Raw genomic sequence first — 16,136 nt, 5'->3', positions numbered from 1 at the left:
TCTACCAGAGCGTAGGAGGGAAGACACAGGCTCCCCGGCGGCCGAGCCCGCCGATCCGGAGGATCGGCCAATTTCACAGAAAGGAGCTGCCATGGCTACACGCGCTCCGGAACGCCAGGCCGCACCGCCCCCACAGCAGCCCGGGAAGAGGCGCCGGTTTGACGGCCGCCAATGGCGCCACCAGGTCGACGTCAAAGGCTCGCCGTATGCCTACGTCGCTCCGTTCTTTCTGCTGTTCTGCGCTTTCGGGCTGTTCCCGGTGTTCTACACGGCCTGGGTCAGCCTGCACGAGTGGACGCTGCTCAAGGACGACCACACGTTCATCGGGCTGGACAACTTCCGGGAGGTGGTCCAGGACGAGTACTTCTGGAACGCCACCTTCAACACCCTGTCGATCGGGTTCCTGTCCACCGCCCCGCAGCTGCTGCTGGCCATCTGGCTGGCCCACGTGCTCAACCGCCCGCTGCGCGCCCAGACGTTCTTCCGGGTCACCCTGCTGATCCCCAACGTGACCAGCGTGGTGGCCGTGGTGGTCATCTTCGGGCAGATCTTCGGCCGGGACTTCGGCCTGGTCAACTGGGTGCTCTCCTGGTTCGGCGCGGGCGAGATCGACTGGCGGGCCGGGACCGGCACCTCGCACATCGCCATCTCGACCATGATCATGTGGCGGTGGACGGGGTACAACGCGCTGATCCTGCTGGCCGCCATGCAGGCCGTACCGAGGGAACTGTACGAGGCCGCCACCATCGACGGCGCGAGCAGCTTCACCCAGCTGCGCAAGGTGACCATCCCGATGATCCGGCCCACCATCATCTTCGTGGTCATCACCTCGACCATCGGCGCCATGCAGATCTTCGCCGAGCCGCTGTTGTTCGGCGCCTACAGCCTCACCGGCGGCGCGGACCGGCAGTCCCAGACGCTGGCGCTGTACATCTACGAGAACTTCACCCGGCTGGACTTCGGCTACGCCTCGGCCATCTCCTGGATGATGTTCCTGTTCATCGTCGTGATCGCCGCCGTCAACTACTTCCTCACCAGCAGAACTAAGGGGGATCTGCGATGAGCGGCGCCCGCACCGGCAAGGGCATGCGGCTGACCTACCTGACGCTGTCCGCGGTGGCCTTCTTCACCGTGATTCCGCTCTACTACAGCGTGGTGGTGGCCTCCAGGGACAACGCGGCGCTGGCCCAGGTGCCGCCGCCGCTGATCCCCGGCGGTAACTTCTTCGAGAACGTCCGCCGGGTGTTCGACACCGTCCCGTTCGGCCTGGCCATGCTCAACTCGGTCATCGTGGCGGGGTCCATCGCGGTGGCGGTGATGTTCTTCTCCACGCTCGCCGGATTCGCCTTCGCCAAGCTCAGGTTCCGGGGGCGGAACGTGCTGCTGCTGATGACGGTGGCCACCATGATGGTGCCGACGCTGCTCGGCATGATCCCGCTCTACCTGCTCATGATGAAGCTGGAGTGGACCGGCACCCTGTACGCGCTGATCGTCCCGTGCCTGGTCAACGCCTTCGGCGTGTTCTTCATGACCCAGTACCTGTCCCGCGCGCTGCCCACCGAACTGCTGGAGGCGGGCCGGGTGGACGGCTGCACCACCTGGGGCCTGGTCTGGCACGTGGTCTTCCCGGCCGCCCGCCCGGCCGCCGCCGTGCTCGGCATGCTCACGTTCATGAACGCGTGGAACGACTACATGTGGCCGCTGCTCGTGCTCACCCCGGAGAACCCGACTGTCCAGGTGGCGCTGTCCACCCTGTCGGCCGGCTATGTGAACGACTACGTCATGGGGCTGGCCGGCACGGCGCTCGGCACGCTCCCGCTGGTGTTCGTCTTCGCCCTGCTCGGCAAACAAATCATCGGAGGAATCATGCAGGGAGCTGTCAAGGGATGACGTCGACCATCGAGACTCGGGGGCTCGCTCGGACCGGTTCCGTCACCTTCCCCGACGGCTTCATCTGGGGCGCCGCGACCGCGTCCTACCAGATCGAGGGCGCCGCCCGGGAGGACGGCCGGGGCCCGTCGATCTGGGACACCTTCGCCCGCACACCCGGCCGGGTGGCCTCCGGGCACACCGGGGACGTGGCCTGCGACCACTACCACCGGTTCCGGGAGGACGTCGGGCTGATGGCCGGGCTCGGGCTGGCCGTCTACCGGTTCTCCACGGCCTGGCCGCGCGTCGTGCCGGACGGCTCGGGGCCGGTCAACCCGCGCGGTCTCGACTTCTACGACGCGCTGGTGGACGAGCTGCTCGGGGCCGGGATCACGCCGTACGTGACGCTGTACCACTGGGATCTGCCGCAGACGCTGGAGGATCGGGGCGGGTGGGCCAACCGGGACACCGCCTACCGGTTCGCCGACTACGCGCAGGCCGTACACGGACGGCTGGGGGACCGGGTGACCACCTGGACCACCCTGAACGAGCCGTGGGTGTCGGCGTTCCTCGGCTACTGCAGCGGCGTGCACGCGCCGGGGCGGACCTCGCCCAGGGACGCCTTCCTGGCCGCCCACCACCTGCTGCTGGCGCACGGCCTGGCCGCGCAGGTCCTGACCGGGGAGCTGGCGCTCACCCTCAACCTGGCGCCGGTGGTCACCCCGGCCCAGGCCCTGGACCCCGCGCTGGAGCTCCGTCCCGAGGACGCCGAGGCGGTGCACCGGATCGACGCGCTGCTCAACCGGCAGTTCATCGACCCGGCCCTGCGCGGCGGCTACCCCGCCGAGGTGCTGGAGATCGTCGAACGGCACGGCGGCCTCGGGCACATCCGGGACGGCGACCTGGAGATCATCAAGCAGCCCGTCGACCTGCTCGGGATCAACTACTACAACCCGTGCATCGTCGAGGCCGCCCCCGGCGAGTCCGCCCACCCGGCCTACCCGGGCTCGGAGGGCATCCGCTTCGCCAGCCTGGACGTGCCCTCCACCGCGATGGGCTGGCCGATCATCCCCTCCGGCCTGTCCACCCTGCTGGTACGGCTCAGCCGGGACTACCCGGAGGTGGGCCTGATCGTCACCGAGAACGGCGCCGCCTTCGAGGACGCGGTGGTGGGCGACCGGGTTCCGGACGCCGACCGGGTGGCGTACCTGGACGGGCACCTGCGTGCCGCGCATGAGGCGATTTCCGCCGGTGCGGATCTGCGTGGCTACCTTGTCTGGTCCTTGCTGGACAATTTCGAGTGGGCCGAGGGGTACCACCTCCGGTTCGGCATCGTCCGCGTTGACTACGGCACGCAGCGGCGCCTGCTCAAGGACAGCGCGCTGTGGTATCGCGGGGTCATCCAGCGAAACGGAATTTAATGAAACGTCCTACCTTGGAGGCGGTGGCCGCTCGGGCCGGTGTGTCCAAGTCGACCGTCTCCCGGGTCGTGAACGGTGACACCACGGTCACCCCCGACTTCCGCGAGATGGTGCTCCGCGCGGTCAACGAGCTGGGCTACGTGCCCAACTCGGTGGCCCGCAGTCTGGTCACCCAGCGGACCAACTCGATCGCCCTGATCGTCTCCGATCCGCCGCAGGGCCTGTTCTCCGACGATCCGATGTTCTCCGCCGTGGTCCGGTCCGCCAGCCGGGCCCTGGAGGCGGCCGGCAAGCAGGTGGTGCTGATGCTGGCCGGGTCGGACGAGAGCAGGCTCCGGGTGCAGGAGTACATCGCGGCCGGGCACGTGGACGGGGTCATGCTGGTGTCCTTCTACGGCGCCGACCCGTTGCCGGCCGCGCTGATCCGGATGGGGCTGCCGATCGCGTCGTTCGGGCGGCCGGTGTCGGCGCCGAGCATGCCGTACGTGGACAACGACAACCACGACGGGGCGGTGCGGGCGGTGCGGCATCTGCTGGAGCGGGGGCGGCGGCGGATCGCCACCATCTCCGGGCCGCTGGACATGATCGCGGCGCAGGACCGGCTCACGGGGTACCGGGACACGCTGCGGGACACCGGGCGGCGGTCCATCATCGCGGTCGGGGACTTCACCCGGGTTTCCGGGGATCAGGCCATGGTTCAACTGCTGGAGGACGATCCGGGGCTCGACGCGGTGTTCGCGGCCAACGATCTGATGGCCATCGGGGCGTTGCACGCGCTGCGCCGGGCCGGGCGGCGGGTGCCGGAGGATGTGGCGGTGGTCGGGTACGACGACATCGAGGCCGCGCTGTACACCGATCCGCCGCTCACCACCGTCCGCAGTCCGATGGCCGACCAGGCTCTGGCGGTGGTCCGCCAGTTGCTCGGGCTCTTCGACGGCGGCTCCACCGACGCGGTGATCATGCCGACCGAACTCGTTGTCAGGGAGTCCAGTTAGGTCTCACCTTGCAGTAAGCGAATTGCACCAATTCAAGCTGATAAAAGTGGATATAGACGGATTTAGTGGACGCTTGGGGGAGCGTATGTCCGTAAAGCTGGAATTGGTGGGCCTTCGGGCTGGTGAATACTCGTATCTGGACGAGCGGGGGCACGTTTACCTCGACTACACGGGGTCGGGGCTGCCTTCGCGCCACCAGCTGCGGGCGCACGCCGAGCGGGTGGCGGGAGGCTGCTTCGGCAATCCGCACTCCGAGAATCCGACCTCCCTCGCGGCGACCGCGCTGGTCGAACGGGCCCGCGCCGCGATTCTCTCCTTCTTCAACGCGCCTTCCGACGAGTATGCGGTGATCTTCACGGCCAACGCGACCGGGGCCTGCCGGTTGGTCGGCGAAGCGTATCCCTTCGGGCCCGGGACTCGGCTCGTGCTCACCAGCGACAACCACAATTCGGTCAACGGCATCCGGGAATACGCCCGCACCCGGGGCGCCGCCGTGACCACCGTGGGCCTGGTCGGTCCCGAACTCCGCGTCGACGACGGCGAACTTCTCGCCGCCCTTGATTCCCGTACGCCGGGCTTACTCGCCTTTCCCGCGCAGAGCAATTTCACCGGCGTACGGCATCCGCTCCGCTGGGTCGCCGAAGCCCGGGACCGGGGGTACGACGTGCTGTTGGACGCCGCCGCCTTCGTGCCCACCAACCGCCTCGACCTCAGCGTGGTCCAGCCCGACTTCGTACCCGTGAGCTGGTACAAGGTCTTCGGCTACCCCACGGGGGTCGGCTGTCTGATCGCCCGGCGGGAGGCGCTTGCCCGGCTGGTACGCCCGTGGTTCGCGGGTGGCACCATCAAGGCCGTCAGCGCTCTCGGCAACTGGCACGTTCTCAACGAGGACGAGACCGCCTTCGAGGACGGCACCCTCAACTTCCACTCCATCCCCGACGTCGAGGTCGGGCTGTCCTGGATCGCCGCCATCGGCATCGAGGCCATCCACTCCCATGTCACCGCCCTCACCGGCGCCCTGCTGACCCGCCTTCAGGCCCTGCGCCACCGCAACGGCGTCCCGTTCGTGCAGTTGTACGGACCGGCCACCATGCGGGACCGGGGGGCGACCGTGGCCTTCAACTTTCGCACCCCCTCCGGTGACGTGGTCGACGAACGCGAGGTCGCCCGCGCCGCCTCCGCCGCCGGGATCTCCCTGCGCACCGGCTGCTTCTGCAACCCCGGCGCCGGCGAACGCGCCTTCTCCATCGACGAGGACCTCCTGGCCGGCCCGTACTTCCATGCCGACCTCACCCTCGACGACTACCTCCACGCCCTCGGCCTCCCCAGCGGCGGCGCCATCCGGGTCTCCCTGGGCCTGGCGTCCAACCTCACCGACATCGACCGCTTCCTCGACTTCGCAACGACCACCTACCTCAACCGCGAACCGGACTACGCGGGCCTGGCCCCCCGCCTGAGGTGCTGAGTTCCGTCACGCACTCTCTGGGGAAGGCGATTCTTCCGGGTAGCGGGGTAGACGCAACACGAAGCGTGCGCCCCGGTCGCTGTCCTCGACGCGCAGGCTGCCTCCGTAGCCCTCGGCGATCTGCCGGGCGATGGCCAAGCCCAGCCCGGTGCCACGGGAATGGCTGGGGTTCAGGCGGGCGAACCGCTGAAACGCCAGTTCCCGCTTGTCCGGATCGATCCCCGGCCCGTCGTCGGCCACCTCCAGCACCGCGAGCCCGTGCGGGAAGCGCTCGTCCGCATGCTCCTGACCGGTTTCCTCAACGGTGATCGTGATCGTGGTCCGCGCGTACCGCTCGGCGTTGTCCACCAGGTTGGTCAGCAGTCGCGCCAGGCGCAGCCGCTCACCCCGTACCACCACGCCGGGTCGCAGGTGGCAGACGATTGCCTTGGCTCCCTGGTGGCGCCTGTCGCACTCCTGCCGCACCAGTTCGGCCAGGTCGACCATCTCGCCGGAGGGCGGCGGCCCGGCATCCAGCCGGGCGAGGGTGAGCAGGTCGTACACGATCGACTCCAGCCGGTCCAAGCTGGCCAGGATCGTATTCCCCAGAGCGGGCACGCTGGTCTCCCCTGGCGCCATCAGGGCGTCCTCCACCTCCGCCCGCATGGCGGTGATGGGACTCTTCAGGTCATGGGAGGCATCGGAGGCGAAGTGGCGCTGCTGCTCCATCGCCCCCTCCAGGCGGGTCAGCGTGAGGTTGATGCTTTCGGCCAGTGCGTGAATCTCATCGCGCGCCAGTGGGGCGGGCACGCGGCGGCCGGGGCTGGATGCGTTGATCTCATTCAGTTCCGTGCGGATCGCGCGCACCGGGCGAAGGGAGGCGGTGACGATCCGGTGGCCGAGGTAGGTGACGCTCGCGGCCAGCGCGATTGCGCATCCGGCGATCAGGGCGGCCAGTTCGGTGTCGGTCCATGGGGGAATGGCGGGCGCGGCGGTGTAGATGGTCCAGAGGCCCTCCGGCCGTTTCGCCGACTGCGCCACCACTATGTCGCACCGGCCGGCGCCGAAGGTGCCCCCGCACACGACCGCTTCCTCGCTGGCCTGGGCACCGGGAGGGAAGGACGCCATGGGCGGCTTGCCACGCATCGGCTCGGTGGACTCCACCACGTGCCGATCCTGGTCGAGGATCTGGATGTCGGGAACGCGAGCGGTGTGAGCCAGGTTGCCTGAGCGCAGGATGTCCTGCTGATGCTGCTCGACCTTTGTCGCCACGCGGCCGCCGGTATCGCGAATGTCCTCAAGGAGTGAACTGGAGGCGAAGCGGTAGATGGCGATCAACAGAACAGTGGCCAGCAACACGGACAGAATCGCGGCTACGGCGCCGGTGAAGAGCGTGATGCGGGCAGTGATTGAGTTGCGGTGATTCGTGGTCATTCCTTCCTGCTCCGTTTGGGGCGGGGCTGGGGGAATGTCGCGATCTTTCCGGGCGACGTGCGTATGGACGCCATGAACCGCTCACAAAGCACCTTACCCGGGCATACCTGCTGGTCACACCGTGGTTCCCGGCGATCAGATCACGCTCCTCGTCCAGGATCGTCCGGTGCTCGACTAGCGGCGTAACGCCCACTCGACCGCTGGGCAGCGGTTCATGACGACGTCCAGTCCGGCTGCTTCCGCGCGGCGGGCGGCTGGTTCGTCTATGACGTTCAGGGGGAGCCAGACGGCTCCGGCGTTGGTGGCTATGGCCTGGTCGACGGCTTCGCCTGCGAACTTGGCGTGCCGGTAGATGGCTACGACGTCCACCGGGAACGGGATTTCGGCGAGGGTCGCGTAGCCCTGTTCGCCGAGGACGGTTTCCGCTGCCGGGTGTACTGGGATGATCGTCTTGCCCCTGGCCTGGAGCATCTGGGCCTGGACGTATGCCGTGCGGTCCGGGTTGTTAGCCAGGCCGACGAAGGCCCAGGTGCGGGTCTCGTGCAAGAGCCGCTTGATGACGGCGATGTCGGCGAAACGGTCGTCCATGTGGGCAGTAACGCCCGTCATGTCATGAATCTTCCTGTTCTTTGGCCTGCGTTTGCCGGGAACAAACGTATACCCCCCTGGGGTTTATGCGGGTGTTCGCAGGTCATCGGGGGGATCTTTCCGAGGGAGGCTCTATGGATCACGACGGGCACGCTGGAGAGCATGCGATGCATGGTGTCGACAACGATCAAGGCGGCCGCAGTTCCCGTGAAGGGCATGCCGTCATACATGCTGACGTTGCCGAGCACGATGCCCATGACAAGCACGCTGGGCATGGCGCAAGTAGTTCCCATGACAGGCACGCTGGGCATGGCGCGAGTGGTTCCCATGACAGGCACGCCGGGCATGGTGCGCATGGTGAGGTTTTCCGGCGGAAGTTCTGGCTGAGCCTTCTGTTGTCGGTGCCTGTGGTCGGGTTGAGCCCGATGTTCGCTGACCTGTTGGGCTATCGGGTGCCGCATCTGCCGCTGGTGGCTTGGATTCCCCCGGTTCTCGGGACCGTGGTGTTCTTCTACGGCGGCGGCCCCTTCCTGAGCGGCGCACGCCATGAGCTCCGGCAGCGGCAGCCCGGCATGATGCTGCTGATCTCGCTGGCCATCACGGTGGCGTTCCTGGCCTCGCTGGCCGCCACGTTCGGGATCGCCTCCCACGGACTGGACTTCTGGTGGGAACTCGTCCTCCTGGTCGACATCATGTTGCTCGGCCACTGGCTGGAGATGCGCGCCCTCGGCGCGAGCGCCGGAGCGTTGCAGGCGCTCGCCGCGCTTCTCCCGGACGAGGCCGAACGTATTGTGGACGACGAGCCGGAGAAGGTCCCGGTGGGCGCGCTCCGCGTGGGCGACACCGTCCTGGTCAGGGCAGGCGGCCGGGTGCCCGCGGACGGCACGATCGTCTCGGGCTCGGCCGACTTCGACGAATCCATGATCACCGGCGAGTCCCGGCCGGTGACCCGCGACCCCGGAGAGAGGGTCGTGGCCGGCACGGTGGCCACCGACAATTCCGTACGGCTTGAGGTAACCGCCGTGGGCGAGGAAACGGCACTGGCGGGCATCCAGCGCATGGTCGCCGATGCGCAGGAGTCCAGATCGCGGGCCCAGGACCTGGCCGACAGAGCGGCGGCCCTGCTGTTCTACTACGCCACGGCCGCCGCGCTGATCACCGTGATCGCCTGGACCCTGCTGGGAGACGGAGGTTCCGCCGTCGAACGTACGGTGACCGTGCTCGTGATCGCCTGCCCCCACGCCCTGGGCCTGGCCATCCCCCTCGTGGTCGCGATCTCCACCGAACTGTCCGCCCGCCAGGGCATCCTGATCAAGAACCGCCACGCCCTGGAACGCATGCGCGACGTGCAGACGGTCCTGTTCGACAAGACCGGCACCCTGACCGAGGGCGAGCCCGCCGTCACCGCGATGGCCCCTGCCCCCGGCTGGTCCGAGGAGAAGCTCCTCGCCCTCGCCGGAGCCGCCGAATCCGACAGCGAACACCCACTCGCCCGCGCCATCGTCGGCAGCGCCCGCGACCGCGGCCCGCTCCCCGCCGCGTCCGCCTTCCAGGCCCTACCCGGCCGCGGTGTCCGCGCCACCGTGGACGGCAGAGCCGTCGAAGTCGGCGGCCCTGCCCTGCTCCGCGCCGCCAACACCACCGTCCCGCCCGAAATCTCCGAAGCGACGGCGGACTGGTCGACTCGCGGGGCCTCCATCCTCCACGTCCTCGTAGACGGTGAGGTGGCCGGAGCCCTCGCGCTGGAGGACGCGATCCGTCCCGAATCCCGCCAGGCCGTCGCCGACCTGCACGCCGCCGGCCTCCAGGTCGCCATGATCACCGGCGACGCCCGCCAGGTCGCAGAGATCGTCGCCGCCGAACTCCACATCGACGAGGTCTTCGCCGAGGTCCTCCCTCAGGACAAGGACGCCAAGGTCGCCGACCTCCAGTCCCGGGGCCGCAAGGTCGCCATGGTCGGCGACGGCGTCAACGACGCCCCCGCCCTGGCCCGTGCCGACGTCGGCATCGCCATCGGCGCCGGCAGCGACGTGGCCGCCCAGTCCGCCGACGTCATCCTCGCCACCGACGACCCCCGTGCCGTCCTCGGCGTACGCACCCTCTCCCGCGCCGTCTACCGCAAGATGGTGGAGAACCTCCTCTGGGCCGCCGGCTACAACATCGTCACGGTCCCGCTGGCGGCAGGCGCCCTGGCCTGGGCCGGCATCACCCTCCCCATGGAGGTCGGCGCCATCCTGATGAGCCTCTCCACCATCCTGGTCGCCCTCAACGCCCAAACCCTCCGCCGCCTGAACCTCCGCCCAGACTGACGCCTCACCGCCGCACCACGTCACTCGTCAGTCAGTACGGACTCGCCGACGAGGCCGCGTAGCCGGTCGTTGGCGCGTTCGAGCACGGTGATCGCGATCTCGCGCTGTTCGTCGCTCACCTCGCCCACCGCCTCTTCCGCCAGTTCCGCCCAGGCGCGTTCGATTCCGGGCACGAGTTGCCGGCCCGCGTTCGTGACCACGATGCGTACCTGGCGGCGATCCGTGGCGACCGGTTCCCGCCGGAACCACCCGCCGGCTTCCAGCCGCGCGAGGCTGCGGGTGGCGGTGGGCGGCTCGATGCCGATCCTGGCCGCCAGCTCGGAGACCGTCATGCCGTCCGGCCGCTGGGCCAGGAGCCACAGCAGCACGTCCTGCCCGGGATGCAGGCCGAGCGCCGCCAGCTTGCGCGCCTTCGCGGCACGGTAGAGCTGGCCCATCTTGTTCAGCGCTCGGTTGACGCGCATCACCTCGTCGGCATCCACACGCTCATCGTACGGTTATATAGTCGGCTAATAGATAGCCGACTAACTATATGGAGGAGTGATGGACCTCGGACTTGACGGCAAGGTCGTCCTGGTCACCGGAGCGTCCGGCGACATCGGCCGCGCCATCGCCGACACGATGGCCTCGGAAGGGGCGCTGGTCGCGGCGGGCTGGCACCGCAAGCAGGCGGGGGCCCGCACCCTGGTAGACGCGATCATCCAGGCGGGCGGAAAGGCGCTGGAGACACAGATCGACCAACATGACCAGGAGTCGATCCAGGCGGCGGTGCACCAGGTGGAACGCGAGCTCGGCCCCATCGCCGTCCTGGTCGCCAACGCGGTCTCCTGGCCGCCGAGGGCGCCGGACACCTGGGACATCCTGACCGACAGTTTCATCGCGAACGCGACCGGAACGCTGTCGTTGATCGACTCGGTACTCCCCGGCATGAGGAGCGCCGGGTGGGGGCGCCTGGTCCTGATCTCGTCCGACGTGGTCGACCAGCCGATGCCCGCCGCCATGGCCTACCCGGCCGCCAAGGGCGCGCTGGAGACGGCCGCGAAGGTGCTCGCCGTCCGCGAAGCCCGGCACGGCATCCTGACCAACGTCGTCCGACCAGGCTTCACCCTGACCGATCGCGCGCTGAACACGCCCGGATTCGGGCAGTCCGTCATCGACGCCGAAGCAGCGAAGACGCCGACCCACCGCATCTGCACTCCGGAGGACGTCGCCTCCGCAGTCGCCTACCTGGGCTCAGCCGCCAACGGCCACGTCAACGGCGAAACCCTCTCCGTCGCAGGCGGCCGACAACTCACCCGCTGACCCTGGTTCATTGGGCCATCCCGTACGCCAGGTCATGGCCCGTATCTGATTTCGGGACGCAGGTCACCCGGGCCGGCCGCTCCGGCGCGGGCTTGTGTTGTCCGCGCCGGAGGGCGGTGGGGGTCAGCAGGTGAGGGGGTTGGCGGAGAGGGCTACGTCGTCGTACCAGAGGGTGTCGGTTTCTGAGCCGTAGCTTTCCCAGCCGAGGCGGAACGTGGTCGGGCGTGGGGGTGTGGGGCGGCGGAGCCACTGGCTGTCGATGTCGGTGGTGGGGGTGGCGTCGAGGTGGAGGCCGGGGACTTCGACGTCGTCGAGGTAGGTGGACATGGCCGGGCGGGTGGTGTCGATCTGGAAGCGCAGGCAGGTCCAGCGGTTGGTGGGCAGGGGGTGGCTCTGGGCTATGCCGTTGGGGCTCTGTTCGGGGAGGGTGGCGTCGTCTATCTCACGGTTCCACTGGAGGGCGCCGCCCTGGCCGCCGATGCGGAGGTCGCGACCGCTCGCGGCCGAGTCGGCCATGGTGATCATCGTGACGTGGTTGGCGGGGAGGGCGGTGGTGTGACGGATCCACATCCTGCCGTAGACGACCGGGCCGACCGTGGAGACGTTGGCCGTGGTGGCGGCGAAGATGTGGTTGCAGTAGTTGCCGCCGCCGCTGATGCGGAGCGACTTGCCGCCGGAGTGGGCCATCGTGGAGTCGATCGTGGCGGTGCCGGTGCCCTGGCAGTTGGGAGCGACTACCTGCCAGCCGTTGCCGGGAGTGGTACCCGTCTGATCCTCGAAGCCCGTGCAGACGACGGCGCCGGCGCAGCCTACGGGTGGGCTCGCGCTGGGGGATGGGCTGGGTGAGGGACTGGGTGAGGGACTGGGGGATGGGCTTGGCGAGGGGCTCGGGCTGGGGCTGGGCGATGGGCTGGGGGACGGGCTCGGCGAAGGCGACGGCGAGGGCGACGGCGACGGCGACGGTGAAGGGGAGGGGGTGGGGGTTGCGCTGCAGGAGGTGTTGTTGAAGGTGAAGTCGGTTGGGGTGGGGTTGGTGCCTGACCAGGTGCCCTGGAAGCCGAAGTCGGTGGCGGCGTTGGTGGCCAGGGTGCCGTTCCAGGTGGCGTTGGTGGCGGTTACGGCGGTGCCGGACTGGGTGATGACGGAGTTCCAGGCGCTGGTGACCCGCTGGCCGGCGGTGTAGGTCCAGCGCAGGGTCCAAGAGGTGACCGGGGCGCCGAGGTTGGTCACGCGGGCCGCGGTGGTGAAGCCGCCCGACCATTGGTTGACCGTGAACTCGACGCGGCAGGCGGGGGCGGCGCTGGCCGTACCGGGAACGAGGGGGATGGCGGCGGCGAGAGCGGCGACGAGCACGGCGAGGCGTCGTGCGGTGGGGCGCCAGTAGCCGAATCTCCGGGCCCGGGGAGGGGCGGGGGGACGGGCATCGAGACCGGGCATTTCGGTTCTCTCTTCCTGTCATGGAATTTCACGATATTTCGTGAAATGCGGTTGATTGCCGGGAATTCGGCAGACCAGGGGTGCGCGGGTTTTGCGGTGCGGAGGCCGAGGTCGCCGGGGGCGAAGAGGTCGCACCTTGTTGAGCGCGCGTGGCGGCCATGTCCGGCTTCTCTGGCGGGCGGACGTCTCGCGAGGCAGATGGTCACCGCGCTGACGACGACCTGTCAAAGAGCGGTCAACCCCAGGTGGGCGGCACCTCCGGGCGTAGCCGGCTTCGCTGCACGTCGAGCCCCCTGGACGCGCCATTCGCGGCAATGGTTCTTTCATTGAATGTTTCACCTGGTACGTGCCGACCGACCCCTTGGACTGTTTCTACGGGTACGCCCGAACCCCCCGATTCCATAGCCAGATAATCGGAAAAATGGACTAAACGGAGATTCGCCGAGGACCCCTCCGGCATCCCGGCCCCGTCCAGGAAAGTGACCTGGGACCCCCTCCAACACCCCAGGTCAAGCCCGCATTCACGGCGTAACCCATGATATTTGCCCATGTGGGATTGGTTGAATTTGTAACTAGGAACTCATCGGGTTATCCGTAATTCTCTCTGTTGAGGAAAGCAGGGAGATGGCCGTGGATGAGCAGTATGAGATCTATTGCCTGGTCGACCGGCTCTTTTACGACAAGCCGGACAACCGGACGATGGAACACCCCGACTTCGCGGTGGCGGGACAACCGCTCCCGGAGGGCTGGGAGCACCAGGCGACCGACACCTGGCTGCACTACGCGCCGGTCGACGTCGACCTCCCGGCACAGGGCTGGAAGATCCACGTCTCGGCCCGCCTGAACGACGCGGAACGCGCCCTGCAGACGGTCTGGGACTACTGCGTCCCCCGGGAGATCCCGTTCAAGTTCCTGCGCAGCCGCGCGGTCGTCACCATGGTCAACTCCAAGGCCGCGGCACGCGGATCGAGCGGCAAGCTGGTCACCATCTATCCCCGCGAGAGCGACCTCGAACTGGTCCTCAAGGAACTGGACGACCTGCTGCGCGGTATCGAGGGGCCGTACGTTCTGAGCGACCTCAGATACGGCGGCGGCCCGCTGTTCGTGCGATACGGAGGGTTCGTCCCCCGATACTGCACGGCGGAGAACGGCGAATCCGTGCCCGCGATCGAGGACGCGGACGGACGGCTCGTTCCCGACGTACGAGGGCCGGCGTTCAGCGTCCCCGCCTGGATGAGCCTGCCGGAGTTCCTGGAACCCCATCTGGCCGCCCGGAACGCGGTCACCACCGAAGGGCTGGACTACACGGTCGAGTCCGTCCTGCACTTCTCCAATGGCGGCGGCGTCTACCTGGCCCGCGACAGGCGTACGGACGAGCGGGTGGTGCTCAAGGAGGCCCGGCCGTACGCGGGACTGGACGCGGCGGGACGGGACGCGGTCGCGCGGCTCTGGCATGAGCGGGAGATGTTGCAGCGCCTCCAGGGTCTGGACGGCGTGCCCGGCTACCGGGACCATTTCACGCTGGGGGAGCACCACTTCCTGGTGATGGAGTTCGTGGACGGCAACCCGCTCCAGCGGCAGCTCGTCCACCGTTACCCGCTGACCAGGGCGGACTGCACCGAGCAGGACCTCGCCGAGTACACGGCCTGGGTGCTGGAGACCCTCCCGAAGGTGCATGCGCTGGTGGAGTCGGTGCACGCGCGCGGCGTGGTCTTCGGCGACCTGCACCCCAGCAACATCCTGGTCACCGGCACCGGCCGGATGGTGCTGATCGACTTCGAGGTGGCCATGCCGGTCGAGGAGCGGGGCCGCTCCAAGCTCGCGCACCCCGCGTTCCTCGCCCCGCCCGACCGGGAAGGCGTGGAGATCGACCGGTACGCCCTGGCCTGCCTGTGCTTCGGATTCTTCGCCCCACAGGCGACGATCACACTCCTGCTGGACAGGGAGAAGATCACCCAGCTGGCTGACATGATCACGCGCACCTTCCCGGTGCCCCACGAGATCATCGCCGAGGCGACCCGGACCATCCGGGGCACCGCCGAGCCCGTCGACCCTCCGGATTGGCCTTCCGGCCCCGAGGCCCTGACCAGGGCGATCCTCGCCAGCGCCACCCCGTCCCGCGACGACCGCCTCTTCCCCGGCGACATCGCCCAGTTCCGCCCCGGCGGAGGCCTCAACTTCGCCCACGGCGCCGCCGGAGTCCTGTACGCGCTGGACGCGGCCGGAGCAGGCCGCCACCCTGCCTACGAGGAGTGGCTCCTACGCCAGGCCGGACAGACCACCGGAATCCCGCCCGGTTTCTACGACGGCCTGCACGGCATCGCCCACGTCCTGCACGGATTCGGCCACACGGCGCAGGCCCTGAACCTGGTCGACGCCGCCCGCCACCTCCGCTGGGACCCCCGCGACCTCAGCCTCTACTCCGGCCTCTCCGGAATCGGCCTGACCTACCTGGACCTGGGCCTGGACGCCGACGAGATCATCCAGACCTGCGTGGACCGGCTCCCGGCGGAGGTCCCCGAGCTGAGCGGCGGCGACAATCCCCGCACCGGCCTGATGTACGGCTCCAGCGGCCCCGCCCTGCTCTTCCTGCACGCCTACGAGCACACGGGCGACCCCGCCCTGCTGGATCTGGCCGAGCGAGCGCTACGCCAGGACCTGCGCAGGTGCATCCGCACCGGCGATGGATCGCTCCAAGTCAACCAGGGCTGGCGGACCTTGCCGTACCTGGAGGAGGGCTCGGCGGGCATCGCCCTGGTGCTGGAACGCCTGCTGAAACACCGGCCGGATCCGGAACTCCAGAAGGATCTGGAAGCGCTCCGCCTGGTTACCCGGTCCCGCTTCTTCGTGCAGCCCGGCCTGTTCAACGGGCGGGCGGGCCTGATCCTCGCCGCGCGGGCAGACCGGGAACTCGTGGCGGGGCTGGACTGGCACGCCCTCCCGTACGGGAAGGACGGTCTGGCCTTCCCCGGAGACCAGTTGCTCCGGCTTTCGATGGACTTCGCCACCGGGACCGCAGGGGTGTTGTTCGCGCTCAGCGCCGCCCCGCTCCCCTTCCTACGTCCGCCAGGCGACCACACCGGCCCAGGGGCGCCCCTGAGCCCGGGCGCCGAGCGGCACCCGCACCCCCGAGCCGACGGAGGAGGTGACAAATAAATGGTTCTTCTCGACCTCCAGACCATGGAGGCGCCGGGTGGTGGCCACGGCGGCGGCGGTGGCAGCACCCTGACGCTGCTGGGCTGCCAGTCGTACACGCCCAGCAACCTGAGCCTGCTCTTGTGCCACTAGGGCACATCAAGTCCCCATAAAACAGGAAAAATCCCCCACGAAGGAGCTT

At 68.6% G+C, this 16,136-nt stretch carries 14 protein-coding genes; 9 read left to right on the top strand and 5 right to left on the bottom strand.

Translation table 11 applies throughout. The features are described 5' to 3' along the window. Positions 1–91 precede the first annotated feature (91 nt). The 5 genes from KIP79_RS27500 (at position 92) to KIP79_RS27480 (ending at position 5,750) form a co-directional block, all read left to right on the top strand. The gene (locus KIP79_RS27500; RefSeq protein WP_214107816.1) at positions 92–1,063 is read left to right on the top strand and encodes a carbohydrate ABC transporter permease; all 972 of its coding nucleotides are present in this window, start codon (positions 92–94) and stop codon (positions 1,061–1,063) included. Next, the gene (locus KIP79_RS27495) at positions 1,060–1,890 is read left to right on the top strand and encodes a carbohydrate ABC transporter permease (RefSeq protein ID WP_250213922.1); all 831 of its coding nucleotides are present in this window, start codon (positions 1,060–1,062) and stop codon (positions 1,888–1,890) included. The genes KIP79_RS27500 and KIP79_RS27495 overlap by 4 nt, the downstream gene beginning before the upstream one ends. Further along, a complete protein-coding gene (locus tag KIP79_RS27490) occupies positions 1,887–3,290 on the top strand; it encodes a GH1 family beta-glucosidase (RefSeq protein ID WP_214107815.1) in 1,404 nt (467 codons plus the stop codon). Before KIP79_RS27495 ends, KIP79_RS27490 begins: the two co-directional genes overlap by 4 nt. Then, positions 3,290–4,285: a LacI family DNA-binding transcriptional regulator gene (locus tag KIP79_RS27485; RefSeq protein WP_214107814.1), complete on the top strand. Its 996-nt coding sequence runs from the start codon at positions 3,290–3,292 to the stop codon at positions 4,283–4,285. Before KIP79_RS27490 ends, KIP79_RS27485 begins: the two co-directional genes overlap by 1 nt. Positions 4,286–4,391: 106 nt before the next feature. After that, positions 4,392–5,750, top strand: coding sequence for an aminotransferase class V-fold PLP-dependent enzyme (locus KIP79_RS27480; RefSeq protein WP_308169922.1), 1,359 nt, complete (start codon positions 4,392–4,394; stop codon positions 5,748–5,750). 6 nt (positions 5,751–5,756) lie between these two features. Here KIP79_RS27480 and KIP79_RS27475 read toward each other — a convergent pair whose 3' ends face one another. From KIP79_RS27475 to KIP79_RS27465, 3 genes are all read right to left on the bottom strand, one after another. Further along, complete coding sequence (locus KIP79_RS27475; RefSeq protein ID WP_214107812.1) at positions 5,757–7,163, bottom strand: sensor histidine kinase; 1,407 nt, start codon at positions 7,161–7,163, stop codon at positions 5,757–5,759. Between the two features lie 174 nt (positions 7,164–7,337). Beyond that, complete coding sequence (locus KIP79_RS27470) at positions 7,338–7,772, bottom strand: CoA-binding protein (protein ID WP_250213921.1); 435 nt, start codon at positions 7,770–7,772, stop codon at positions 7,338–7,340. Next, the gene (locus KIP79_RS27465; RefSeq protein WP_214107827.1) at positions 7,769–8,008 is read right to left on the bottom strand and encodes a hypothetical protein; all 240 of its coding nucleotides are present in this window, start codon (positions 8,006–8,008) and stop codon (positions 7,769–7,771) included. The genes KIP79_RS27470 and KIP79_RS27465 overlap by 4 nt, the downstream gene beginning before the upstream one ends. Before the next feature lie 168 nt (positions 8,009–8,176). Here KIP79_RS27465 and KIP79_RS27460 point away from each other — a divergent pair, with 168 nt between their 5' ends. Next, positions 8,177–10,060, top strand: a complete 1,884-nt coding sequence (locus KIP79_RS27460) for a heavy metal translocating P-type ATPase (RefSeq protein ID WP_250213920.1) — start codon at positions 8,177–8,179, stop codon at positions 10,058–10,060. Between the two features lie 20 nt (positions 10,061–10,080). Here KIP79_RS27460 and KIP79_RS27455 read toward each other — a convergent pair whose 3' ends face one another. After that, positions 10,081–10,542, bottom strand: a complete 462-nt coding sequence (locus KIP79_RS27455) for a MarR family winged helix-turn-helix transcriptional regulator (RefSeq protein ID WP_214107810.1) — start codon at positions 10,540–10,542, stop codon at positions 10,081–10,083. Between the two features lie 61 nt (positions 10,543–10,603). Here KIP79_RS27455 and KIP79_RS27450 point away from each other — a divergent pair, with 61 nt between their 5' ends. Next, positions 10,604–11,362, top strand: coding sequence for an SDR family NAD(P)-dependent oxidoreductase (locus KIP79_RS27450; RefSeq protein ID WP_214107809.1), 759 nt, complete (start codon positions 10,604–10,606; stop codon positions 11,360–11,362). Positions 11,363–11,485: 123 nt separating this feature from the next. On the opposite strand, the gene KIP79_RS27445 is transcribed toward KIP79_RS27450, so the two are convergent. Further along, positions 11,486–12,799 (bottom strand): cellulose-binding domain-containing protein, encoded by a 1,314-nt coding sequence (locus KIP79_RS27445; protein WP_214107808.1) that lies wholly within the window; start codon positions 12,797–12,799, stop codon positions 11,486–11,488. A gap of 630 nt (positions 12,800–13,429) precedes the next feature. Here KIP79_RS27445 and lanKC point away from each other — a divergent pair. Together lanKC and KIP79_RS27435 are read left to right on the top strand one after the other, a co-directional pair. Then, complete coding sequence (gene lanKC, locus KIP79_RS27440) at positions 13,430–15,955, top strand: class III lanthionine synthetase LanKC (protein WP_214107807.1); 2,526 nt, start codon at positions 13,430–13,432, stop codon at positions 15,953–15,955. Next, entirely contained in the window at positions 15,956–16,087 is a 132-nt protein-coding gene (locus KIP79_RS27435; RefSeq protein WP_214107806.1) for a SapB/AmfS family lanthipeptide, read from the top strand. Positions 16,088–16,136 lie beyond the last annotated feature (49 nt).

It is taken from the genome of Acrocarpospora catenulata (assembly GCF_018476525.1).
Classification (GTDB): Bacteria; Actinomycetota; Actinomycetes; order Streptosporangiales; family Streptosporangiaceae; genus Acrocarpospora; species Acrocarpospora catenulata.
The sequence above is the reverse complement of the archived record's forward strand: the minus strand, read 5'-3'. Positions and strand labels throughout refer to the sequence as shown.